This is a genomic window from Parapusillimonas sp. JC17 (assembly GCF_052180245.1).
GTDB lineage: Bacteria > Pseudomonadota > Gammaproteobacteria > Burkholderiales > Burkholderiaceae_B > Parapusillimonas.
Genome location: NZ_CP197474.1, coordinates 2,147,116 through 2,170,726, shown reverse-complemented (window position 1 = coordinate 2,170,726; position 23,611 = coordinate 2,147,116). Strand labels below are relative to the sequence as shown.

The window sequence follows — 23,611 nt, the reverse complement described above, 5'->3', positions numbered from 1 at the left end:
CGCCCCTCCTTACGCGTGATGCGGGTTGGCTTTATTTACGTTGATGCCGTATTTCTTGATGGCTTCCGACAGCTTGGACACCGGCAGCTTGCCTTCGTCGGCCAGGCCGCGCAGCGCCGACAGCACCACGAAATGGCGGTCGACCTCGAAGTGCTCGCGCAGCTTGTAGCGGAAATCGGAACGGCCGAAGCCGTCCGTGCCCAAGACGTAGAAACCGCGGCCCTTCGGAATGAACGGGCGGATCTGGTCGCCGAAGGCCTTGACGTAGTCGGTCGACACGATGATGGGGCCGCCGGCGCCCTGCAGCTGCTTGGTCACGTAGGGAACCATGGGCTCCTTGGATTCCGGGTTCAGCAAGTTGTGGCGATCGCAATCCAGGCCTTCGCGGCGCAATTCGGTGAAGCTGGTGACGCTCCAGACGTCCGAGGCGATGCCCCAATCCTGCTGCAGCAGATCCTGGGCCGCAAGCACTTCGCGCAATATCGTGCCGGAGCCCATCAGTTGCACGCGGGGCTGCTTGTCGTCGCCCACCGTCTTGAACTTGTACATGCCGCGTATGATGCCCTCTTCGTCGCCGGGCTTCAGGCCGGGCTGGGCATAGTTCTCGTTCATGACGGTGAGGTAATAGAAGACGTCTTCCTGGTTCTCGACCATGCGGCGCAGGCCGTCTTGCATGATGACCGCCAGCTCGTGGGCGAAGGTCGGGTCGTAGGACACGCAATTCGGAATCATGGACGACAGGATATGGCTGTGCCCGTCTTCGTGCTGCAGTCCTTCGCCGTTGAGCGTCGTGCGCCCGGCGGTGCCGCCCAGCAGGAAGCCCCGGGCCTGCATGTCGCCCGCGGCCCAGGCCAGGTCGCCCACGCGCTGGAAACCGAACATCGAGTAATAGATGAAGAACGGAATCATGATGCGGTTGTTCGTGGAATACGACGTGGACGCCGCGATCCAGGAACTGAAGGCGCCCGCTTCGTTGATGCCTTCCTGCAGCAACTGGCCGTTCTCGGTCTCCCGGTAGTACATCACCTGGTCCTTGTCGACGGGCACGTATTTCTGCCCTTCGGGCGAATAGATGCCGATCTGGCGGAACAGGCCTTCCATGCCGAAAGTGCGGGACTCGTCGGACAGGATGGGCACGACGCGCGGACCCAGTTGCTTGTCGCGCAGCAACTGGTTCAGGAAGCGGACGAAAGCCTGCGTGGTGGAGATTTCACGGCCTTCGGCGGTGGGGTCGAGAATCGCCTTGAAGGCGTCGAGCGCCGGCACCTTGAGGTGTTCGTCCGCCTTGCGGCGGCGTGCCGGCAGGTAGCCGCCCAGCGCCTTGCGGCGCTCGTGCAGGTAGACCATTTCGGGAGAGTCGTCCGCGGGCCTGAAGTAAGGCAGCTCTTCGAGCTTGTCGTCGGGAACCGGAATATTGAAGCGGTCGCGGAATTCGCGCACGGAGGCCATGTCCAGCTTCTTTTGCTGGTGGGTGGGGTTCTTGGCCTGGCCGACCTGCCCCATGCCATAGCCCTTGATGGTCTTGGCCAGGATGACGGTGGGCTGTCCGGCGTGCTCGGATGCCGCCTTAAAGGCCGCGTAGACCTTGTAGGGATCATGGCCGCCGCGGTTCAGGCGCCAGACGTCTTCGTCGCTCATGCGGCTGACCATTTCCAGCAGCTTGGGATGCTTGCCGAAGAAGTTCTCGCGCACGAATTTTCCGTCGTGCGCTTTGTATGCCTGGTATTCGCCGTCGACGGATTCTTCCATGACACGGCGCAATATGCCTTCCTTGTCGCGCGCCAGGAGCGGGTCCCAATAGCCGCCCCAGATCAGCTTGATGACGTTCCAGCCGCTGCCGCGGAAATCGCCTTCGAGTTCCTGGATGATCTTGCCATTGCCGCGCACCGGGCCGTCCAGCCGCTGCAGGTTGCAGTTGATGACGAAGATGAGGTTGTCGAGTTTTTCGCGGGAAGCCAGGCTGATGGCGCCCAGGGATTCGGGCTCGTCCATTTCGCCGTCGCCGCAGAATACCCAGACCTTGCGCTTGCTGGTGTCGGCGATGCCGCGCGCATGCAGGTATTTGAGAAAGCGCGCCTGGTAGATGGCCATGAGCGGCCCCAGCCCCATGGAAACGGTGGGAAACTGCCAGAATTCCGGCATGAGCTTGGGGTGCGGATAGGAAGACAGGCCCTTGCCGTCGACTTCCTGCCGGAAGTTGTCCAGTTGCTCGGCCGTGAGGCGGCCTTCAAGATAGGCCCGGCCGTAGATGCCGGGCGACGAGTGGCCCTGGAAGTAGACCAGGTCGCCACCGTGGTCTTCGGCTTCGGCATGCCAGAAATGGTTCTGGCCGCAGCCTATCATGGTGGCGAGCGACGCGAACGATGCGATGTGGCCGCCCAGGTCGCCGCCATCGTGGGGGTGGTGGCTGTTGGCCTTGACGACCATCGCCATGGCGTTCCAGCGCACGTACGAGCGGATGCGCTCTTCGAGTACGATATTGCCGGGATGCGGCGGCTCCAGGCCGGGCGGAATGGTGTTGACGTAAGCCGTATTGGGCGAGAAGGGAATATAGGCGCCCGAGCGGCGGGCCAGGTCGATAAGGCGCTCGAGCAGGAAGTGCGCGCGTTCAGGCCCCTCGCGATCGAGCACGGCTTCTAGCGCGTCTAGCCATTCCTGTGTTTCAAGGGCATCGTCGTCGGTGACATGAGCCGTGTTGCTGACTTGATCAAGAGAGGACATTCGCTGTCTCCTGGTTAGAGGTGGAATCCGGACACACCGCCGCGAGCGCCGCCCGTGGCAGTCGTTATGCTTGGCGCCAGATCATGGCGCGGCCGCCCGTTTATAAGGGACGTGTCATATCAAACCAGCCCATTCTAGGAAAGACTGGGCATATGTTCAAGCAAAATTTCATTTTATGATATGAGTTTTTATAATGTGAAAAATACGAGGCGGCGTTAACGACTAAAATGCTCTTCGCATCATGATGCAATTTCGAGACCCATGGCGAGCCATTCAAAAAAATCCCTGATCCCCACGACGTTCTACGACCAGGCGAATCATCCGCGGCGCGGCTTCTATTGGCTGACGCCCGTCATCGTGCTCATTCTTTATATTTGCGTGATGGGCGTGTTCATCTGGCTGCAGCAGCTGCACAACGACAGCGTCATGTTCGTGACCATCGATCAGGAAACCCGGCAGCAGCGGTTGATGATGGTCATCGTCGCCCTCTCCTGCGTGATCGTCCTGAGCCTGCTGGCATTGTGGCGCTATACACGTTTCCGCACCCGCGCCGAAGCCGCGCTCATTGCCGAAACCGGTTTCCGCCGCGCCATGGAAAACTCCATGTCCACCGGCATGCGCGTCTTCGACATGCATGGCCGCATTGCGTATGTGAATCCCGCTTTCTGTCGGATGATAGGCTGGAACGAGGCCGATCTGATCGGCCGCACGACGCCCTTTCCCTATTGGCTGCCCGGCCGCCATGCCCAGCATCAGGAAACCCTGGACCTGCTGCTTTCCGGCCGGACCCCCAGCAGCGGCCTGGAAGTCGAAGCGCAGCGCCGCGACGGGTCCCGCTTCACGGCCCGCATGTATGTGTCGCCGCTGCGGGATCCCAACGGCGAACAGATCGGCTGGATGACCTCCATGACCGACATCACCGAACCCAAGCGCATCCGCGAAGCGCTGACTGCCGCGCATGAGCGCTTCATGACTGTGCTTGAAGGCCTGGACGACGCGATTTCGGTGGTGGCCGACACCACCGAAGGCCTGGAACTGCTTTTTGCCAATCGCACCTATCGCCGCTTCTTCGGCGCCCAGTCCAATGGCCACGGTGAACTGATGGGTGGGCGGCTCGGGCGATTCACCGATGAAACGGTCGAAATCTTCTCGGAATCCGCTCAGCGCTGGTTCGAAGTCCATCACCGCACGCTGGCCTGGACCGACGGGCGCCGCGTGCGCCTGCAGGTCGCGCGCGACATCACCGAGCGCCGTACGCACGAAGAAGCATCGCGCGTCCAGCAGGAGAAAATCCAGCTTACCAGCCGCCTGACGACCATGGGCGAAATGGCTTCGTCGCTGGCTCATGAACTCAATCAACCGCTTACCGCCATCACCAACTACAGCATGGGCGCGGTCGCCATGCTCAAGGCCGGCAATCCGAATCCCGAGCGGCTGCTCGAAGCCCTGGAGAAGTCCGCGATGCAGGCCGAACGCGCCGGCAAGATCATCAGCCGGATCCGCGAATTCGTGAAACGCAGCGAACCGCGCCGCCAGCCCGTACCGATCACGCGCATCGTCGACAATGCAGTAGGGTTCGCCGAGATCGATGCCCACAAGCGCCAGGTCGACATCGCACTGGATGTCCCCGATACCATTCCCGACGTTCTTGCCGATCCCATACTCATCGAACAGGTCCTGCTGAATCTTCTGAAAAATGGCATAGAAGCCATGGAGAAAAGCGAGAACCGCACACTGACGCTGGTCATTTCCGACCAGTCGCCGCTGATCGAGATCGCAGTGATCGACCGCGGCCATGGCCTGCGCGATCCCGAACGCCTGTTTGAACCCTTTTACAGCACCAAATCCGAAGGCTTGGGCATGGGGCTGAATATTTGCCGTACTATTATCGAGTCTCATCATGGTCGGCTCTGGGCCGATCCCAACCCGGAAGGGGGCACGATTTTCCGTTTCACTTTGCCGCGCGCTACGCCACAAGCGCCTAGCTCGACAGAAGACAATCAGGAGTTGCATGCATGACCACACCCCAAGCACCGCAAACAATATTCATCGTCGATGATGACGAAGCCGTACGTGATTCATTGCGCTGGCTGCTCGAAGCCAACGGCTACCGTGTCCGCAGCTTCAGTGGTGCAGAAGAATTCCTAAATGCCTACGAGCCCGACCAGGTAGGCGTGCTCATTGCCGACGTCCGCATGCCCGGCATGAGCGGCCTCGAACTCCAGGAAGCCCTGATCGCGCGCAAAGCGCCCTTGCCCATTGTCTTCATCACCGGCCACGGCGACGTCCCCATGGCCGTTTCCACCATGAAGAAAGGCGCAATCGATTTCCTTGAAAAACCGTTCAACGAAACGGACTTGCGCAACATCGTCGCACGCATGCTCGAACAGGCCAGCGAACGCGTCAGCCAAGCCCAGGCCCAGAAGAATCACGAAGCCATCCTCAGCCGCCTTACCGCGCGCGAACAGCAAGTGCTCGAGCGCATCGTCGCCGGCCGGCTGAACAAGCAGATCGCCGGCGATCTCAACATCAGCATCAAGACCGTTGAAGCGCATCGCGCCAATATCATGGAAAAACTCGAAGTCACCACCGTGGCCGATCTCATGAAGATCGCGCTCACCAAAGCAGAAGGTACAGCATGACCGCACGCCTCATCGACGGCAAGGCGCTGTCCGACAAGATCAAGGCCGAAGTCGGCCAACGCGTTCAGGTCTTGAAGCAACGCGGCGTCACCCCCGGCCTGGCCGTGGTGCTCGTGGGCGACGACCCCGCCTCCCATGTGTACGTGCGCAACAAGGCCGCGGCCTGCGAGAAGGCCGGGCTGTATTCCCAAGTGATACGCCTGCCCGCCGACATTCCGGAAGAACAATTGCTGGATGTCGTGCGCGGACTCAACGACGATCCGGACGTCCACGGCATACTCGTGCAGCTTCCCCTGCCCGCCCACATGAATGCCGGCAAAGTCATCGAAACGATCGCCGCGGAAAAAGACGTCGACGGTTTCCATGTCAGCAATGCCGGCCTGCTCATGACGGGGCAACCGCTCTTTCGTCCTTGCACGCCCTACGGCGTCATGAAGATGCTGGAATCCGAGAACGTTTCCCTGTGGGGCGCCGAAGCCGTCGTGGTCGGCGCCAGCAACATCGTCGGCAAACCCATGGCCATGCTGATGCTTGCAGCCGGCGCAACCGTCACGCTTTGCAATTCCAAGACGCGCGACCTGGGCGCCCAGACCCGCCGCGCCGATGTGCTGGTGGTCGCCACCGGCAAGCCCGGCATGGTCACCGGCGACATGATCAAGCCGGGCGCCACCGTTATCGATGTGGGCATCAATCGCAACGAATCCGGCAAGCTGGTCGGCGACGTCGAGTTCGAGTCCGCCAGCAAGGTCGCCGGCGCGATCACTCCCGTGCCCGGCGGCGTCGGACCCATGACCATCGCCATGCTGCTCGTCAACACCCTGGAAGCCGCAGAGCGCAGCGCAGCCGGGGGTCAGACCCCATAAGGGGTCTGACCCCACCTCTGCCAACCCAGGGCAACCCAGGGGTCAGACCCCGTATGGGGTCTGACCCCGCCTCTGCCAACCCCAGGGTATGACCCCGCCTCCGACCTTAACAGCCCTAGATTCACATGACACAAAATCCCCTTCTGGCGCCGATCGAGGCGTTGATCGACTATTCGTCCATCTCCCCTGCGCACATCGAGCCGGCGATCAGAACCCTCATCGAGGAAGCCCGCTCTGCGGTGGAACGGGCCGCCGACCCAGCCCTTCCCGCCACCTGGGCCGACATCGTCGAGCCGCTGGATGACGCGGGCGAGAAGCTATGGCGCAGCTGGTCGGTCGCGGGGCATCTGAATGCGGTGGTCAACACACCGGAACTGCGGGCCGCCTATAACCAGTGCCTGCCGCTCATCACCGAGTTCTCCACCTGGTCGGGTCTGCACACGGGCCTGTATGCGCAATACAAGCGCCTGCGCGCCTCGGACGCCTTCAAAGACCTGGCACCGGCGCGCCGGCGCATCATCGATCTCGCCCTCCGCGACTTCCGGCTCAGCGGCGTCGAACTCGAAGGCGCCGATCGCGAGCGCTACGCCGCGATCTCGGACCAGCAGGCGCAGGCGTCCCAGAAGTTCTCCGAAAACGTCCTGGACTCGGTGGACGGATGGTCTCTGTACGTCGATGATGCCTCCAGGCTGGATGGCCTGCCCCCCGACGTCGTCGACGCGGCCAAGGCAGCCGCGCGGGAAGACGGGAAGGAAGGTTGGAAGCTGGTGCTCAAGATGCCTTGCTACCTGCCCGTGATGCAATACGCGACGGACCGCTCCTTGCGGCAGGAAATGTACCGCGCTTACGCGACCATAGCCTCCGAGCACGGCGACGCCAAGCTGGACAACTCGCCGCTCATCGAACAGCTCCTGGCCTTGCGCGCCGAGGAAGCGGCGCTGCTGGGCTATGCCAGCTACGCAGAGCTGCGGCTCGAAACGCGCATGGCCGACGACGCGGGCCAGGTACTGGATTTCCTGCGTCAATTGGCCCGGAAAGCCAAGCCTTACGCCATGCGCGATCTGCAAGAGCTGCGCGAATTTGCCCGCGACCGATTGGCGCTGGACGAGCTTCAGCCCTGGGATGTCGCATTCGTATCAGAGCGTTTGCGCGAAGAGCGCTACGACTATTCCGAAGATGAAGTCAAACAGTACTTCACCGAGCCGCAGGTGCTGCAAGGTTTGTTCCAGGTGGTGGAAAAGCTGTTCGGCATCCGCCTGCGCGCCAGCGACGCACCGACCTGGCATCCGGACGCCAAGGCGTACGAAGTGCTGTCCGCGGCAGGCGAGATCCTGGGCATCCTGTATCTGGACCTGTATGCCCGGCAAGGTAAGCAAGGCGGCGCATGGGTGGACGGCGAACGCAACCGGCGCGCGCGGCATGGCGCCGTCCGTACGCCGGTGGTCTATCTGACCTGCAATTTCTCGAAAGGCCAGAACGGTAGGCCCGCGCTGCTGACCCACGACGACGTCATCACCCTGTTCCATGAAAGCGGACACGCGTTGCATGCTTTGCTGTCCGAGGTCGACGACCTGGGTTCGGCGGCATTTTCCAGCGTGGAATGGGATGCCATCGAACTGCCTTCCCAGTTCATGGAAAACTTCTGCTGGGAATGGGGCGTCGTCACTTCCCTGAGCGCGCACGTCGACACGGGCGTATCCTTGCCTCGTGCGCTGTACGACAAGCTACGAGCCGCCAAGAACTTCCAGAGCGGCATGCAGATGCTGCGCCAGATCGAGTTCTCTCTCTTCGACATGAACATTCACCATCAGGCGCATGGCTTGTCGATCCAACTGGTACTGGAAGCCCTGAACGAAGTCCGCAAGGAGGTCGCCGTTCTGTTCCCACCGGCCTGGCATCGCTTTCCCCACAACTTTTCGCACTTGTTCGCGGGCGGCTACGGCGCGGGCTATTACAGCTACAAATGGGCGGAGGTCCTCTCGGCGGACGCCTACGCGGCCTTCGAGGAAGGCGCGGCATCCGGTGCCGGCGATACGCTGGATCCGCTTACCGGCCGGCGCTTCCTGAAAGAGATCCTCGCGGTCGGCGGATCCCGCCCCGCAAGCGAGTCCTTCGCGGCATTTCGCGGCCGGGCGCCCAGCATCGACGCCTTGCTGCGCCATAGCGGGCTGGGGGAATAGACCTATAATGGCCTCAGGCCATCCCGCCGCAATCTGTTTTCGCATTACTGCCATGTCTACATTGTTTCGCGCCATCGCGGCCCTTGGGGCCGCCCTCCTGCTCGCCTTCGCTCCGTTCGCTTCCGCCGAGACCGCGCTGCACAACGTGCGCGGCTTCCTGCCCGATCTCCGTTTCACATTGGTCGGCCCAGGCGAGAAAACCATCACGCAGGACGACTTCAAGGGCAAGACCGTCATGATGTTCTTCGGCTATGCCAGTTGCCCCGACATCTGCCCCACCACCATGGCGCAATTGTCGCAAGTGCTGGAAACGCTGGGCGACGACGCGTCGAAAGTACGCATCCTGTTCGTCAGCGTGGATCCGCATCGCGACACGCCGGAAATCCTGCAAGCCTATGTCAACGCATTCGACAGCAACGCCATCGGCCTGACCGGCACCGAGAAGCAAGTGGCCGATGTCGCCCGCCGCTACCGCGTGGCATACCAGATCGCCAAGCCCAGCAAGGACAACCCCGACAACTACGAAGTCGCGCACAGCCGCGGCGTGTATATATTCGACGGCCAGGGACGCGCCCGCATGCTGGCGGCGGACACCGAGTCGGTGGAGGTGCTGAGCGAAGGCGTCAAGCGCCTTTTGGCGCAGGGATGATTTTGAGGGTTTTGAGGGGTCAGACCCTATAGGGTCTGACCCCATCAAAGACCGGGCGGCGGGGTCTGACCCGATAAAAGAGGCGGAGGGGTCAGACCCTATAGGGTCTGACCCCGACCTGATCCTCTATCAAGCGTTGTTGACCGCCTGCTCGCCCTCGCTGACACGCTCGAGCTCTGCCGCCTTGAGCTCCATCGCCGCATGCCGCAACGCCGTCCGCAGTCCCTCTTCCACCACCGGATGGTAGAAGGGCATCGCCAGCATTTCCGGAATGGTCAGTTTCTTCTGTATGGCCCATGCCAGCAAGTGGGCAATGTGCTCCATGGCGGGACCCGCCATTTCGGCGCCCAGCAACCTGCCGTCGGCATGGCCGGCATATACGCGCAGCTTGCCCCGATTCTTGAGCATGATGCGCGACCGCCCTTGCCCATTGAAGTCGACTTCGCCGACGGCCACGCCTTGTTGGGGAAGATCACGGAAACGCACCCCCACCGCAGCGACCTGCGGATCGGAAAACACCACCGCCATCGGTGCACGGCGCTTGCCCGGCTTGACGTCAGGATACGCCGCCGCATTACTGCCCGCGATGTGGCCGTCGTCGGCCGCTTCGTGCAGCAGCGGCAGCACGCCGTTGACGTCGCCGGCGATGAAGAGCGGCAGATCGGCCACCTGCAAGGTGTCCGGATCGTAATCGGGCATCCCTTTCTCGTTCAGCTTCGCCCCGGTCTTGGCGAGGTCCAGATCGAGGTTGGGACTGCGGCCGGTGGCCAGCAGTATGTAATCGAAGCGCTCCGTGCGTTCGGCCTGGCCTTCTTCCTGGTAGCGGACTTCGACCTCATCGCCAATACGTTCGACGCCAAGCACGCGGGTACTGGTCTGCAGGCTCAGTTCGGCCTGCAAAGCCGCGCGCAGGCTGTCCCGGACCACTGGATCGCTGAGCCCCGCTATGCCCTCCCCGCGGCTCACGATGCGGGTGCGCACGCCCAGACGGGACAAGGCTTGGCCCAATTCAAGGCCGATGACCCCGGCACCCACGACCATCACGCTGCGCGGAAGGTCGTCCCAGGCGAACACGTCGTCATTGACAATGGCCCGGTCGCCGATCTTCTTGTATTCCTTCGGCACCACAGGCGAAGAGCCGGTAGCGATGACTGTGCGTTCGGCATGGACAACGGTATGGTCGTCAATCTGCAGCTCGGTGGCGGACAGGAATTTCGCGTGGCCGCGGACCTTGTCGGCGTCAGGAATATTGTCCACGCTTTCCAGCACGAAACCGACGAAGCGGTCACGTTCGCGCTTGACTCTTTCCATGATCTCGCGGCCGTCGATGCGCACTTCGCCGTCGATGTGCACCCCGAAATCCGCCGCCGTTGCTGTCCCGTGCGCGGCATCTGCGGCGGCAATCAAGAGCTTGGACGGCATGCAGCCCACCCGGGCGCACGTGGTGCCATAAGGGCCGCTTTCGATCAGTACGGCCCGCAATCCCGCGGTCTTGACCGCCCGATAGGCCGTCAGGCCAGCGGTTCCCGCACCGATGATGGCAACGTCGGTGTTGATGCGTTTCATGATGGCTCCTTGCTGGACGAGCGTCAGACTCCTGTCCACTCGGTGACGAACTGGCGGTAATCCGGCCTTTCGGGCGGTGCCATGGACTGGATGGGGGTGCCGATGGCGACGAAGCCCATGAAGCGGTAATCGAGGGCGTCGAACCCGAGGGCCTCGGCCACCGTATCCACATAAGTGCCCAGTCCGGTGCTCCAGAACGCGCTGTAGCCCAGCATATGGGCGGCATTGAGGATATTGCCGACCGCCGCGCCAGTGGCGAGCATGCGTTCGTGTTCAGGAATCTTGGTATTGGTGTGGTCGAGCCGGCAGGCGACGGCAATCAGCAAGGGAACCTTGTCGAGCCAGCGCCGCGTGGTGTTTTCCTTCTCGGGTGCAAGGGGCAGGCCGGCCGCCTTGATCGACGAGATGGCCAGCTCGCCCAGTCGCGCAATGGCATTGCCCCTGATCAAGGCGAAACGCCATGGCCGGAGCCTGCCGTGGTCGGGCGCCGTCATCGCCGCCCTGAAGATCTTGTCGAGGTCTTCGTCCGAAGGGCCGGGCTGCTGGACGAACTTGACCGAAAAACGGGTATGGAGGTAATCGATAGGGGCTACGAACGACATCTTCATCCTTTCCTGAGCAGTGCTTTCATATCACGGACGGCTTTTTCCCAGCCGTCGAATACGGCGCGCGCCACGATCGCATGGCCGATGTTGAGCTCGGCAATGCCGGGGATGGCGCATATGGCCTGAACGTTTTCGTAATGCAGGCCATGGCCCGCGTTCACCCGCAGGCCTGCGGCAACACCGGCCGCGACGCCGGTGCGCAGCCGGGCGAGTTCGAATTCAACCGCCGATGCATCAGACGCATCGGCATACGCGCCGGTGTGAAGCTCGATGACCGTGGCCCCTGCGCGCTGGGCCGCGTCGATCTGATCGGCCTCGGGATCGATGAACAAAGAGACGCGGATGCCGGCGTCATGCAGCTGTGAAACGGCTTGCCGCACAGAATCGAAATGCCCGATGACGTCCAGGCCGCCCTCGGTGGTGAGCTCGCTGCGCTTTTCCGGCACCAGGCAGACATCCTGGGGACGGACTTGGCAGGCGATGCCAAGCATCTCGGGGGTAACGGCGCATTCCAGGTTCATGCGCGTGCGCAGCACGGGACGGATCGCGGCTACGTCGGCATCTTGAATGTGGCGACGGTCCTCGCGCAGATGCAGGGTAATGAGGTCTGCGCCGGCATCTTCCGCGCGAAGAGCGGCCTGAACCGGGTCGGGATAAGAGGTGAAACGCTGCTGCCGCAACGTGGCGACATGGTCGATATTTACACCCAGTTCAATCATTTGGCAGGCACCCTTCCTTACGAGCAATGACGGTAAAGGGCTATTATCCCCTTTTATCCCGACTGTGTCCCGGCGGGCCGGGGGTCAGACCCCCTAATGATGGGGGGCCAAGGGTCAGACCCCGTACGGGGTCTGACCCCATTTAACACGCCCTACCCTTTTTCCTGCACCGGGGTCAGACCCCGTACGGGGTCTGACCCCATTTAACGCGCCCTATCCTTTTTCCTGCACCGGGGTCAGACCCCGCATGGGGTCTGACCCCTCAGCCGCCGCCGAGTCCTGCAGCCACCCGCCGCCCAGCGCTTTATACAGTTCGACACGGTTCAACAATGAATCCATGCCGGTCTGCAGGAAAGTGCGCTGCGTGTTGTACAGGTCGACCTGGGCGCTCTGTACCTGCAGAAAGCTGTCCAGGCCGGTTTCGTAGCGCAGGTTGGCCAACCGCAGGCTTTCGGCTGCCGAGGCCTCGAGTGCGCGCAAGGCGTCCAGCTGTCCGCTGTAAGTGGCTTCGCCGGCCAGCGCGTCCGCCACTTCCCGGAATGCGACCTGAATGGTCTGTTCGTACTGCGCGACGGCGATGTTCTTGCGCGCCTCGGCCAAGGCCAGGTTGCCGCTGACGCCGCCCTGGAAGATGGGAATCTGCACTTGCGGTGCGAACTGCCAGTACTCCTGACCCGATCCGAACAGCCCGCCCAGTTGCGGACTGGCGAAGCCCAGCAGTCCGGTGATGGATATCCGCGGAAAGAAGGCGGCCCGCGCCGCGCCGATATTCGCGTTGGAGCCCCGCAACGCATTCTCGGCGCCCATGATGTCCGGACGGCGCTGCAGCAAGTCCGACGGCAACCCCACGGGGATGGCCGAGAGGATCTGGTCGCGTCCGAAGACGGCGGCTTCGGGCAGGCCATCGGGTATGGGTGTGCCCAGCAGCAGCTGCAAGGCATTGCGTGCCTGTGATTGCGTGCGCTGAATGCCGGCGAGATCCGCCCGGACCGTCTCGAGCTGCCCGCGTGCCTGGTTCAGGTCGAGCGCGGATGCCAAGCCCTCGTCGTAGCGCGCCTGCACGAGATTGAAGGTTTGCTCCCGCGCCTTCAATGTGCTTTGCATCAGCCCATCGAGTTGCTGCGCGGTGCGCAGGCGGAAATAAGCCTCGGCCACCTGCGCGACCAGGTTGATGTGCACCGTGCGGCGGGCTTGCGCGGTCGCCAGATATTGCTGGTTGGCGGCTTCGCTGAGGTTGCGCAGGCGTCCGAAGAAATCCAGCTCGAACGCCGTCATGCCGAGCCCGGCCTGATAGTAGTGCGTGATGCCGGGCGAGTCGGGTCCGCCGGCCCTGAGATTTTCAGGATTGCGCGTATGCTGCGTGTTGGCACCCGCCCCGATCGTGGGGAACTGGTCGCTTTGCACGATGCCGTATTGAGCGCGCGCCTCTTGGACGCGGCCGACGGCGACACGCATGTCGCGATTGTTGTCCAGCGCAAGGCGGATCAGCGCTCGCAGTTGCGGATCACGGAAGAACTCCGACCAGCCCAGGTCGGAACTGTACTGCACCTGCGGCGATACTGCGCCAGCGCTGCGTTCCCCGGTATTGTTCACCGCATCGGCGTCGGGATACTGCCCCGGCACGGGCGCCGCGGGCCGGTGATAGTCGGGCGCCAGGGAGCAGCCCGCAAGCAGGGCTGCGACTACGGCCGGCAAGGCCATCTTCAGATGAAATCCATGACTCATTTTTGATCCTCGGTCGTGCCGGCACCGGGCGCCGCCGGAGAAACAGGCGCTGTGGAAGGCACGGGTTCAGCGTGCACGGCATGCGCGCCCAACAGTTTGGGACGGGTTTTGAAGAGGGTCAGGACCACCACGAAAAACGTGGGAACGAACAGTACGGCCAGCGGCGTGGCCGCAAGCATGCCGCCCAGCACGCCCAGGCCGACCGCATTCTGGCTGGCTGCGCCGGCGCCCGTGGCAAGCGCCAGCGGCAAGACGCCCAGAATGAAGGCAAACGAGGTCATGAGAATGGGACGGAAGCGCAGGCGCGCCGCCTCGACCGTGGCATCATAGATGGAACCGCCTCTGGCATAGGTGTCTTTGGCGAATTCGACAATCAGGATGGCGTTCTTCGCCGAGAGCCCGATCACCGTGACCATGCCGACCTGGAAGTAGACGTCGCTGGACATGCCCAGCCCGCTTACCATCAGGACGGCGCCCAGCATGCCCAGGGGAACCGCCAGCATGACTGAAAGTGGAATGGCCCAGCTTTCGTACAGGGCGGCAAGCACCAGGAACACCACCAGGACCGCCAGGCCGAGCAGGATGGTCGTTTGTCCGCCCGCCTGAAGTTCCTGATAGGACAGGCCGGTCCACTCGAAAGCAAAGCCCTCGGGAAGCTCGCCCACCAGTCGCTCCATTTCCGCCATGGCATCGCCCGTGGAATAGCCCGGACCGGCCGAACCGCCGAGACGGATCGATTCGTAGCTGTTATAGCGCACGACCTGGACGGGCCCACGTTGCCATTCGTAGCTGACAAAGGAAGACAGCGGCACCATTTCGCCCTGGCTGTTGCGGGCGTTGAGCTTGAGTATGTCGTCCGGGTTCATGCGATGCGCGTCTTCCGCCTGCACCCAGACGTTCTGCACCCATCCCTGGTTGGTGAACTTGCCCACGAAAGACGAACCCATGGCCGTTGAGATCAGCTGCGCGGCCTCGGCAAAATCCACGCCCAGCGCCGCGGCCTTGTCACGGTCGAGCGTGATGCTGAGCTGCGAGCCCGGGCCCAGCCCGGTGATGCGTGTGCCCGACAGAATGGGGCTTTGCGCGGCCTTCTGCAGCAGTTGGTCGGTTGCCGCCATCAGGGCGTCGTGGCCCCGGCCGCCGCGGTCCTCCAGGCGCATGTCGAAACCCGAGGCATTACCCAGCGATGAAATCGCGGGCGGCACCACCGAGAACACCATGGCGTCCGGCAAACCGAACAGCAGGTTCTGTACCGCCTTGCCGGCGACCGCCATGGCCGAGTCGCCTGGTCCTTTGCGTTCGGAAAAGTCCTTGAGCGGTACGAAGGCGATGGCCGAGTTCAGGCCGTTTCCGTTGAAGCTGAACCCCTGCACCGCAATGATGTTCTCGGTTTGCGGCTGCTGCTGGAAGTAATGTTCGACTTTCTCGATGATTTCAATGGTGCGGTTGGCCGTCGAGTCGGATGGAAGCTCGATGTTGGCCACGATGTAGCCTTGGTCTTCTTCGGGCAGGAACGAAGTGGGCAGGCGCATGTAGAGCCAGCCCAGAGCGACGACCAGTATGAGGTACACGAACATCATGCGCCCGCCGCGCCGCAGGCTGCGGCCGACCCAGGACTCGTAGCGCTTGGTGGTGCGATCGAAACCCCGGTTGAACCATCCGAAGAACCCTCTTTTGCTTTCGTGATGGCCTTTCGGTATGGGCTTGAGTATGGTTGCGCACAAGGCCGGCGTGAAGGTCAGAGCCAGGAAAGCGGAGAACATGATGGAAACGGCCATCGCCACCGAAAACTGCCGGTAGATGACCCCCACCGAGCCGGTCATGAAGGCCAGCGGCAGGAATACCGTGGTAAGCACCAGCGTGATACCGACGATCGCCCCGCTAATTTGCGGCATGGCCTTGCGGGTCGCTTCCTTCGGGGGCAGCCCCTCTTCCACCATGATGCGTTCCACGTTCTCGACCACGACGATGGCATCGTCCACCAGAATACCGATGGCGAGCACCATGGCGAACATGGTCAGCACGTTGATCGACAGCCCCAGCGCAAGCATGATGGCGAAGGTTCCAAGCAGCGCAACCGGCACCACCAGCGCCGGGATCAGCGTGTACCGGACGTTCTGAAGGAACAGAAACATCACGACGAACACCAGCGCCATTGCCTCGAAAAGGGTATGGACCACCTGCTCGATCGAGACCTCGACGTAAGGCGAGGTGTCATAAGGAATGGCGTACTGGATGTTGTCCGGAAAATAAGCAGCCAGTTCCTCCAGCTTGTCTTTCACGCCCTGCGCGGTGGACAGCGCGTTTGCGCTGGGCGTGAGCGAGATCGCGAAGGCGGCGGTCGGCTTGCCGTTGAGCCGCGCGCCGAACTGGTAATTGTCGGAGCCCACCTCCACCCGGGCGACGTCGGAAAGCTTGACCGTCGAGCCGTCGAGGTTGGACCGCAGAATGATGTTCTCGAATTCGCCGACCGTGGACAATTGGCCGTTCACGGTGATGGGCGCGGCGACCCGCTGGCCGGACGGATTGGGCGGTGAGCCCATGATGCCGCCCGATATCAGCACGTTCTGGCGGCTGATGGCGTTGTTGACTTCGGCCATGCTCATCTTGAAGCCGACGAGCTTGTCCGGATCGACCCAGATCCGCATTGCGCGCTGAGCGGCGAAAAGCTGGAACTTACCGACACCGGGCACGCGCGAGATCGGGTTCTGGAGATTCCTGGTGATGTAGTCCGCAAGCGCCGATTCCCCGACGCTGCCGTCCGTCGACGACACCGTGACGACCATCAGGAACCCGGTATTCGATTGTGAGACCTTCAAGCCTTGCTGGACGACCGCTGCCGGCAGACTGGACGTGATGTTGGAAATACGGTTTTGCACGTCGACCTGAGCCAGGTCCGGATTCGTGCCCGGCGCAAACGTGGCGGTGATCTGGGCTTGACCGTAAGAATCGCTGACGGATTCATAATACAGCAGCCCCTTGGCGCCATTGAGCTCGTTCTCGATCACGCTGGCCACCGAACTGGCGACATCCTGCGTGGACGCACCGGGATAGGTGGCGTTGATGTTGATGGTGGGCGGCGCGACCTCGGGATACTGGGAAACCGGCATGTTCGGAATGGCCAGAAGTCCCGCCAAGGTGATTGTCAGAGCAACCACCCAGGCGAAAATAGGTCGTTCAATGAAAAACTGTGGCATGTGCGCTCACTTGTCTATGCATGGATGCGGCGAGCCGAGCCCGCCTCGTTGAGCCGGTAATCAGCCTTGAGCCGGCGCAGGCGCGCCGGCGGCTTTCTGTTCGCCGTTCCAGGGCATGGCCTGTACCGGCGCGCCTGGGCGGATTTTCTGAAAGCCTTCGACGATCACGACGTCGCCTGGATTGAGGCCTTTGTAGATAATGGACTTGCCCTTGCTTTCGGGGCCCACCTGCACCGCAATGGGTGCCACCTTGCCTTCTTTCACCACCATGAGCGTGCTCAGGCCGTCGGCCGTCCGCTGAATGGCCTGCGGAGGAACCAGCAAGGCCTTCTCGTCCACGCCCTGCTGCAGGCGGACCCGTACGTACATGCCGGGCAACAGGATCTGATCGGTATTCTTGAACTGGGCTCTCAGGCTGACCTGCCCTGTTGACGGGTCGACGCTGACACCCGAGAAAAGAAGCTTGCCATCCTGCGCATACACGCTGCCGTCTTCGAGAACAATGCGGGCCAGCGCGGCCCCGTCGTTCGAGCGGGTGAGCATGCCGGAGTCCATGGCCTTGCGCAACTGCGCCAGCTGCGCGGTAGACCGCGTAATGTCGACATAGACCTCGTCCAGTTGCTGGACCGAAGCCATCAGGGTGGACGCCGAGGCGCTGACGAGCGCGCCTTCGGTGACGATGGACTTGCCTATGCGACCGGAGATCGGCGACACGACTTTGGTGTAGCCCAGATCGATCTCCGCCGACTGCAGCGCCGCCCGGGCCGCCGCCACATTGGCCTCAGCCTGCAACGAGCGCGCCACGGCGTTGTCGTATTCCTGGCGGCTGACCGCGTTGGACTTCACCAGCTTGCTGTTGCGCTGCGCGAACAAACGGGCGCTGCGGACATCGGCTTCCGCCACCTTCAGCTGCGCAGCCGCCTGGTTGCGCTGGGCCTCGTAGGGAGCCGGGTCTATCGTGAACAGCAACTGCCCTTCTTTGACATCGCTGCCCTGCTCGAAATTGATGTCCGTAACGATGCCGGTGACGCGCGCACGGATTTCAGCATCCTTGATTGCCTCGACGCGGCCGGGCAGTTCAACGAAAATTTCAGTGGGTGTAGGCTGTACCGTGATGACGCTGACAGGGACTTTCATGTCGCCGCCCATGCCTTGTTGTTGCGGTTTGTCACCGCATGAAACAATAAACAACAAGGTACTCAACACTACGGCTTTGAACTGCTGCCTCGTGGGCAGGCCGAGATAAGACATGGGGATAGCTCCTGACGCAACGCGCACTCCGGCAGAGCACGGTCGGCTGATTCTGTTTGTTCGGGCGAGCAATGAGTATAAAGTAAATTGCCTATTTGTAACCAGCGCATTTTAAGCGAAGTTCCTTGCATCGGCCAGCAAGCACCCCGATTTTCCGTACCCTCGGGGGCACGCAATTTGCTATGACAGGCTCGCCAAGCCAGGCTTGTTTACCAATCCAGAAGGAGAGCACCATGCATATCATCCAATATTCGAAGGCGCTGACACTGATTGCCGCGACCGCGGCGCTGACGGCTTGCGGCGGCTACCATAACCGCGCCGATACCGCGCAATACACTGACGACACGTCCGTCAACACGAACGTTCAGGCTGCTGTCGCCGGCGTACCCGGGGTGGACGCGAACTCGATGTCAGTCAACACCAACGGCGGCATCGTCAAGCTTTCGGGAACGGTCCAGGACAAACTCGCCGCCCAGAACGTGGTCCAGGCGGCGCGCCAAGTGGCGGGAGTCAAGCAGGTGGATTTTGATCTTCAGCTCGCGCAGCCGTGATGCGGGCCAGGGCGGCTCAAAAGGGTCAGACCCCTCCGCTCAAAAAAGGGTCAGACCCCGTTCGGGGTCTGACCCTATTCAACACCTTACAAGGGGTCGGACCCCGGATGGGGTTTGACCCTATCCAACACATTACAAGGGGTCAGACCCCGTTCGGGGTCTGACCCCGCTTGAACCAGGCTGCCCGCCTTGCTGTTCCAGATTCGGCGTTACCAGCGGATCGAAGTCACGCCATTTTCCATCCTCCCAACGCCCATGCGCGCGCTCGACCTCAACGCCGCCTTTGCTGCGGAGGATGTCCGCCACGGCTTTCTGCTGCTCGGGGGAGGTATGCACCGCCAACATCACGCCCGACGCTCTGCCCTGGTTGACCTTGGCGTCACGCGCTTCTTGAAGGCTGCGACGCGGCCGTTTCCTTCCAAGAACGAAGACGGCGCCGATCAAAGACCCGATATAGGCGCCGACGCCTGCTCCCGCAATGATGGGCAGGAGCGAATCCGTGAACCCCAGGGCGAGCACGCCGCCCACGATCGCCCCGATCAATCCGACGACGGCGCCCGCGCTGACGGCACCGAAAGGCGCACCGGCAGAATCCGGATCGTGTGCCCTGTCCCCGCCCAGAGGATATCGATCGTGGCTGCCCGGAGGGTTGACAAAAAAAGTGTGCAAGGCGTCTTCCATGATTCCGATCTCCTTGAGCGCCCGGGCGGCGCCCTCGGCTTCATCAAAGGTCTGGAAACGCGCGGCTACGATCAGCGACATGGTCGATCTCCTGGATTTTGACAACGACAATCCAGCAATAAACATGCCGCGGAAGGTCAGAGGGGTCAGACCCCGCATGGGGTCTGACCCCAAACTCAAACACCGCGGAAGGTCACGAACAGGGTCAGACCCCGTATGGGGTCTGACCTCAAACCTGATCACCGAGAAGGATCAAGAAGGGGTCGGACCCCGCACGGGGTCCGACCCCAACCGGATCATCGCGGATGGTCGAAAAGGGGTCAGACCCCATGCGGGGTCTGACCCCAAAACCTACGGCGATTTTTCCTGCCCCGCCAGTTGCCCGTCTCGCGGCTTCTTGATCCTGGCTTCGGCGCCCAGGTACCATGTACCTGCAATCAGCAGCGGACCAAGGTAATACACGGCCCGATAGACGAGAATGGAGCCGAGCACCTCGGGTCGCGTGAAAGACGACGAGGTCACCATCGCCACGAAGACGGACTCGAGCACGCCCAGTCCGCCCGGAATATGGGACAGCGCGCCGGCAATGGCGCTTATCAGCAGCGCGCCCAGAACCAGCCCGTACGGCGCGCGCTGTTGCATCAGCACATAGATCACCGCTGCAATGAGCATCCAATTGACCATGGCAATACACATCTGGGCAGCCGCCAAACCTATGGTCGGCAGCTCGATTTCGTGTCCGTGGACCTGCCAGGAGCGCTTGGTGGAATAGCCGCACAGCAACAGATAGCCCAGCGCTGCGGCGACCATGGCGGCGCCGATGAATTTCAGCGTGTGCTCGCCCAGCGACCAACCGAAAGGAAGGGAAAACTGTCCGGAAACGAATACGAGGCCGGCAAGCAGGACATAGCCGAGCCAATTGGTCGCTAGGCTCATCGCCATGACGCGCATGACCACCCCTACCGGCAGCCCTTGCTTGCTATACAGCCGCACCCTCAAGCCTACCCCGCCCACGGGCGCACCCATGTTCATGGTGAAGGCATAGCTGATGAATCCCACCATCATGGACCGCCACCAGGCAAGCGCATGCCCGGTATACCATTTCCCGAGCAGGTCGAAGCAGCTGTATACCAGATAGCTGCTGGCCGCGACCAAGGCTGCCAGCATGATCGTTCGCCCCGACAGCTTGCGGATCGCCGCCAGCACGTCACTCCAGGAGACTTGCGTCACCGCGACGCTCAATAAGACGAGCACCAGGACCAGGAACAGGGCGCCCGCGACCTTGCGGATCACCTTCCAATGTTCTTTTGCCCACCGGAACAACCCTGTCAGCCCGGCGCTCATGGCTTGCCGTCATACGTTTCGTCGGCGGACGCCGGCACGGATTTCAATTCGGCCTTGCGCTGAGGAAGCCACCCCGCCCAAGCGGGAAACCGACGAAGGAAATGGAAGACGAAGACGCCCACGAACACGCGCTGGATTTTCCGCCTGGGACGCGGCTGGCGTTCCATCAGCCGGCAATGATCATCGATCAAGCGCTCCAGCCGCTTTTGCAGCAAGGTACTGAACTCGCGGTCGTAGATCATCACATTGGCTTCGAGGTTCAGCGCCAGGCTGAGAGGATCCAGATTGCTGGACCCGACCGTCGACCAGACGCCGTCCACCGCGGCAACCTTTCCGTGCAAGGGGCGTTCGCAATACTCGTAGATCTCCACGCCTCCCGACAGCAGATAGTCATACAGCATCGTCGCCACGAATCTTGCGGCAGGCATGTCGGGCTCGCCCTGCAAGATCAGGCGGACACGCACGCCCCTCTTGGCCGCATTGCGCAAATCGCGCAGGAAACGGTATCCCGGAAAGAAATAAGCATTGGCCAGCACGATGTCATGGCGGGCGGCGCGCAGGCCGATGCGGTAGTACAGCTCTATGTCGTTCTTGTGGCGACCGTTATCGCGTACGATCAATGCGGCTCGGGTATCCCCTTCCACCTGAGCCTCTCCTCGCCGCCTCCAGCGCAGCTTGCGCCAGGAGAACTGGGTACGCACCGGCGCAAGGACCTCGGCCTCGAAGCGGACTATCTCGTCGACAAGAGGGCCGCGAATCGATATGGCGTAATCCTGTTTGGCGGTCGGCCCGAAATCGCCCAGGTGGTCCGCACTGAAGTTGATACCGCCGACGAACGCAAGCTCGCCGTCCACCACAACGATCTTGCGATGCAGCCGCCGAAACAGATTGGTACGCATTCCGAGCCGCCGCGGCCGTGGATCGAAGACATGAACGCGGATGCCAACCGACGTCATGGCCTCGATGAACGACGGCTCCAGGTCCGCCGACCCATAGCCGTCCACCGTCACGTCTATGCTGACGCCTCGCCGGCCCGCATCGATGAGTACTTCCTGCAGAGCGTTGCCGACCTTGTCCTGGAACAGGATGAAGGTTTCCAGGACGATGCTGCGCTGGGCGTTGCGGATGGCTTCAAATACCGCAGGAAAGAACTCCTCGCCGTTCTCCAGCAGCTCCAGCTGGTTACCCGACGTCCACTTCACGGTCATAGCTCGATCTCCACCGCCAATGGCGCATGGTCGGACAGATGGCTCCAGGGCCGGTGGGCCAGCGCGACCGGCTCGTAGGCACGGACGTTTCTGAGATAGATGCGGTCCAGTCTCAACAAAGGGAATCGTGCCGGAAACGTGCGCGCCACCTGTCCGTGGTGCGACTTGAACGCCTCTATCATTCCGCTGCAGCGGGCCAGCGCTTTCTGACTGCGCATGCGCCAATCATTGAAGTCGCCGGCAATGACCAGCGGCGCATCGGCGGGGATCTCTTCCTCGATCAAGCGGCACAGATAAGCCATTTGATACGCCCGATGGCGTTCGCGCAGACCCAGGTGCACACAAATGGCGTGAATCTCCGGCCTGCCCGGAGGCTGCAGCACACAATGCAGCAGACCCCGTTTCTCATGGCGGCCCACCGAAATATCCAAATTGTCATAGCGTGCAATCGGGAACTTGGACAAGAGCGCATTGCCATGGTGTCCATGGGGATACACCGCGTTCCTGCCATAGGCGAAATCGCCCCAGATGGTGTCCGCGAGGAATTCATACTGCGTGGTGGTGGGCCAATGAGCCAGCGCGCTGGCGTGCCGATGATGGGCGCCCAGAACCTCCTGCAGAAAGACGATGTCGGCATGCGTTTGACGTATGGCGTCGCGCAGCTCGTGAAGAATGAAACGGCGATTGAAGACGGTAAAGCCCTTGTGGGTGTTTACCGTCAGAACCTTGAGGGTGAGGGAGGAATTGTTGTTTGTCATGGCACCTGCTACTGTCAACCCGTGACGCCGCAGCAACTACCGTGCCTGAAGGGGTCAGACCCCCTGCGGGGTCTGACCCCGCACATCGATCCGGCGTCTGTCCCTGCGCCTGACCTGGGGTCGGACCCCGCAGGGGGTCTGACCCCTCAACCGTTCAACTCAAAAGCAGCCCGTCATCGGCCAGTTTCTCCCCCCGGACCCGCTCGAACATGCGCAGCAGGTCGGGCACGTCCAGGCCCTGGCGTTCAGGCCCGGCAACGTCGAGCACGACGTTGCCCTGGTGGAGCATGACGGTGCGCTCGCCCACATCCAGGGCCTGGCGCATGCTGTGGGTCACCATCATGGTGGTCAGCTTGCTTTCGGATACGATGCGGGTGGTGAGTTCCAATACGAACTCCGCCGTGCGGGGGTCGAGCGCCGCGGTATGCTCATCCAGCAGCAAAATGCGGGACGGCCGCATCGACGCCATCAAGAGACTCACGGCCTGGCGCTGCCCGCCGGAAAGCAATCCGATGCGGTCGGTGAGCCGGTCCTCGAGCCCCAGGCCGAGCGTGGCCAGGCGATCGCGGAACTCGTCGCGCATCGAGGCGCGCACCGCCCGTCCCAGCCCCCTGCGTTCGCCCCGGCTGGACGCAAGCGCCATGTTCTCTTCGATCGTGAGGTCCTCGCAGGTACCCGCCATGGGGTCCTGGAAGACTCTGGCCACCTGGCGCGCCCTTTCCCAGACCGGCTGGCGGGTAACGTCCTGGTTGTCGATGGATACGGAGCCGGAATCGATGGAAATATCGCCCGACACGGCATTCAGGAAAGTGGATTTTCCAGCCCCGTTGGAACCGATGACGGTAACGAACTGCCCCGCCGGTATCTCGAGCGACAGCCCTCGCAAGGCACGGGTTTCTATGGGCGTGCCCGCATTGAACGTAATGTGGATGTTTTTTGCGCTCAGCATGC

18 protein-coding genes are annotated in these 23,611 nt (G+C 62.2%); 6 read left to right on the top strand and 12 right to left on the bottom strand.

The annotated features are described in order from the left end of the window. Positions 1 to 9: 9 nt before the first annotated feature. On the bottom strand, positions 10 to 2,721 hold the full coding sequence (gene aceE, locus ACSBPU_RS10480; RefSeq protein WP_442597905.1) for a pyruvate dehydrogenase (acetyl-transferring), homodimeric type: 2,712 nt from the start codon (positions 2,719 to 2,721) through the stop codon (positions 10 to 12). Positions 2,722 to 2,982: 261 nt separating this feature from the next. Here aceE and ACSBPU_RS10475 point away from each other — a divergent pair, with 261 nt between their 5' ends. From ACSBPU_RS10475 to ACSBPU_RS10455, 5 genes are all read left to right on the top strand, one after another. Next, positions 2,983 to 4,740: a PAS domain-containing sensor histidine kinase gene (locus tag ACSBPU_RS10475; protein WP_442597903.1), complete on the top strand. Its 1,758-nt coding sequence runs from the start codon at positions 2,983 to 2,985 to the stop codon at positions 4,738 to 4,740. Next, on the top strand, positions 4,737 to 5,363 hold the full coding sequence (locus tag ACSBPU_RS10470; RefSeq protein ID WP_442597901.1) for a response regulator transcription factor: 627 nt from the start codon (positions 4,737 to 4,739) through the stop codon (positions 5,361 to 5,363). Before ACSBPU_RS10475 ends, ACSBPU_RS10470 begins: the two co-directional genes overlap by 4 nt. After that, the gene (gene folD, locus ACSBPU_RS10465; protein WP_442597899.1) at positions 5,360 to 6,226 is read left to right on the top strand and encodes a bifunctional methylenetetrahydrofolate dehydrogenase/methenyltetrahydrofolate cyclohydrolase FolD; all 867 of its coding nucleotides are present in this window, start codon (positions 5,360 to 5,362) and stop codon (positions 6,224 to 6,226) included. The genes ACSBPU_RS10470 and folD overlap by 4 nt, the downstream gene beginning before the upstream one ends. Positions 6,227 to 6,351: 125 nt before the next feature. After that, positions 6,352 to 8,406 carry a M3 family metallopeptidase gene (locus ACSBPU_RS10460; protein WP_442597897.1) on the top strand — a complete coding sequence of 685 codons (2,055 nt, stop codon included), beginning with the start codon at positions 6,352 to 6,354 and terminating at the stop codon, positions 8,404 to 8,406. Positions 8,407 to 8,458: 52 nt separating this feature from the next. After that, positions 8,459 to 9,055, top strand: a complete 597-nt coding sequence (locus ACSBPU_RS10455; RefSeq protein WP_442597895.1) for an SCO family protein — start codon at positions 8,459 to 8,461, stop codon at positions 9,053 to 9,055. Positions 9,056 to 9,184: 129 nt separating this feature from the next. Here the strand turns inward: ACSBPU_RS10455 and ACSBPU_RS10450 are convergent, their stop codons facing one another. From ACSBPU_RS10450 to ACSBPU_RS10425, 6 genes are all read right to left on the bottom strand, one after another. Continuing rightward, positions 9,185 to 10,621 (bottom strand): dihydrolipoyl dehydrogenase, encoded by a 1,437-nt coding sequence (locus ACSBPU_RS10450; protein WP_442597893.1) that lies wholly within the window; start codon positions 10,619 to 10,621, stop codon positions 9,185 to 9,187. Positions 10,622 to 10,644: 23 nt separating this feature from the next. Further along, on the bottom strand, positions 10,645 to 11,223 hold the full coding sequence (locus ACSBPU_RS10445; protein WP_442597891.1) for a nitroreductase family protein: 579 nt from the start codon (positions 11,221 to 11,223) through the stop codon (positions 10,645 to 10,647). A gap of 2 nt (positions 11,224 to 11,225) precedes the next feature. Further along, a complete protein-coding gene (locus tag ACSBPU_RS10440) occupies positions 11,226 to 11,945 on the bottom strand; it encodes a pyridoxine 5'-phosphate synthase (RefSeq protein ID WP_180069491.1) in 720 nt (239 codons plus the stop codon). 213 nt (positions 11,946 to 12,158) lie between these two features. Then, positions 12,159 to 13,670 (bottom strand): efflux transporter outer membrane subunit, encoded by a 1,512-nt coding sequence (locus ACSBPU_RS10435; protein WP_442597889.1) that lies wholly within the window; start codon positions 13,668 to 13,670, stop codon positions 12,159 to 12,161. Further along, positions 13,667 to 16,867: an efflux RND transporter permease subunit gene (locus tag ACSBPU_RS10430; protein ID WP_442597887.1), complete on the bottom strand. Its 3,201-nt coding sequence runs from the start codon at positions 16,865 to 16,867 to the stop codon at positions 13,667 to 13,669. Before ACSBPU_RS10430 ends, ACSBPU_RS10435 begins: the two co-directional genes overlap by 4 nt. A 60-nt stretch (positions 16,868 to 16,927) precedes the next feature. Then, on the bottom strand, positions 16,928 to 18,118 hold the full coding sequence (locus ACSBPU_RS10425) for an efflux RND transporter periplasmic adaptor subunit (protein WP_442597885.1): 1,191 nt from the start codon (positions 18,116 to 18,118) through the stop codon (positions 16,928 to 16,930). A 233-nt stretch (positions 18,119 to 18,351) separates the two neighbouring features. Here ACSBPU_RS10425 and ACSBPU_RS10420 point away from each other — a divergent pair, with 233 nt between their 5' ends. Further along, entirely contained in the window at positions 18,352 to 18,669 is a 318-nt protein-coding gene (locus ACSBPU_RS10420; RefSeq protein ID WP_180069503.1) for a BON domain-containing protein, read from the top strand. Between the two features lie 132 nt (positions 18,670 to 18,801). Here the strand turns inward: ACSBPU_RS10420 and ACSBPU_RS10415 are convergent, their stop codons facing one another. The 5 genes from ACSBPU_RS10415 to ACSBPU_RS10395 all read right to left on the bottom strand — a co-directional run bounded on the left by ACSBPU_RS10415 (position 18,802) and on the right by ACSBPU_RS10395 (position 23,609). Further along, complete coding sequence (locus tag ACSBPU_RS10415; RefSeq protein ID WP_442597882.1) at positions 18,802 to 19,431, bottom strand: GlsB/YeaQ/YmgE family stress response membrane protein; 630 nt, start codon at positions 19,429 to 19,431, stop codon at positions 18,802 to 18,804. Between the two features lie 270 nt (positions 19,432 to 19,701). After that, positions 19,702 to 20,694, bottom strand: coding sequence for a lysylphosphatidylglycerol synthase domain-containing protein (locus ACSBPU_RS10410; protein WP_180069509.1), 993 nt, complete (start codon positions 20,692 to 20,694; stop codon positions 19,702 to 19,704). Next, complete coding sequence (clsB, locus tag ACSBPU_RS10405) at positions 20,691 to 21,902, bottom strand: cardiolipin synthase ClsB (RefSeq protein ID WP_442597880.1); 1,212 nt, start codon at positions 21,900 to 21,902, stop codon at positions 20,691 to 20,693. Before clsB ends, ACSBPU_RS10410 begins: the two co-directional genes overlap by 4 nt. Then, positions 21,899 to 22,660, bottom strand: a complete 762-nt coding sequence (locus ACSBPU_RS10400; RefSeq protein ID WP_442597878.1) for an endonuclease/exonuclease/phosphatase family protein — start codon at positions 22,658 to 22,660, stop codon at positions 21,899 to 21,901. The genes clsB and ACSBPU_RS10400 overlap by 4 nt, the downstream gene beginning before the upstream one ends. A gap of 154 nt (positions 22,661 to 22,814) precedes the next feature. Then, complete coding sequence (locus tag ACSBPU_RS10395) at positions 22,815 to 23,609, bottom strand: ABC transporter ATP-binding protein (RefSeq protein WP_442597876.1); 795 nt, start codon at positions 23,607 to 23,609, stop codon at positions 22,815 to 22,817. Positions 23,610 to 23,611 lie beyond the last annotated feature (2 nt).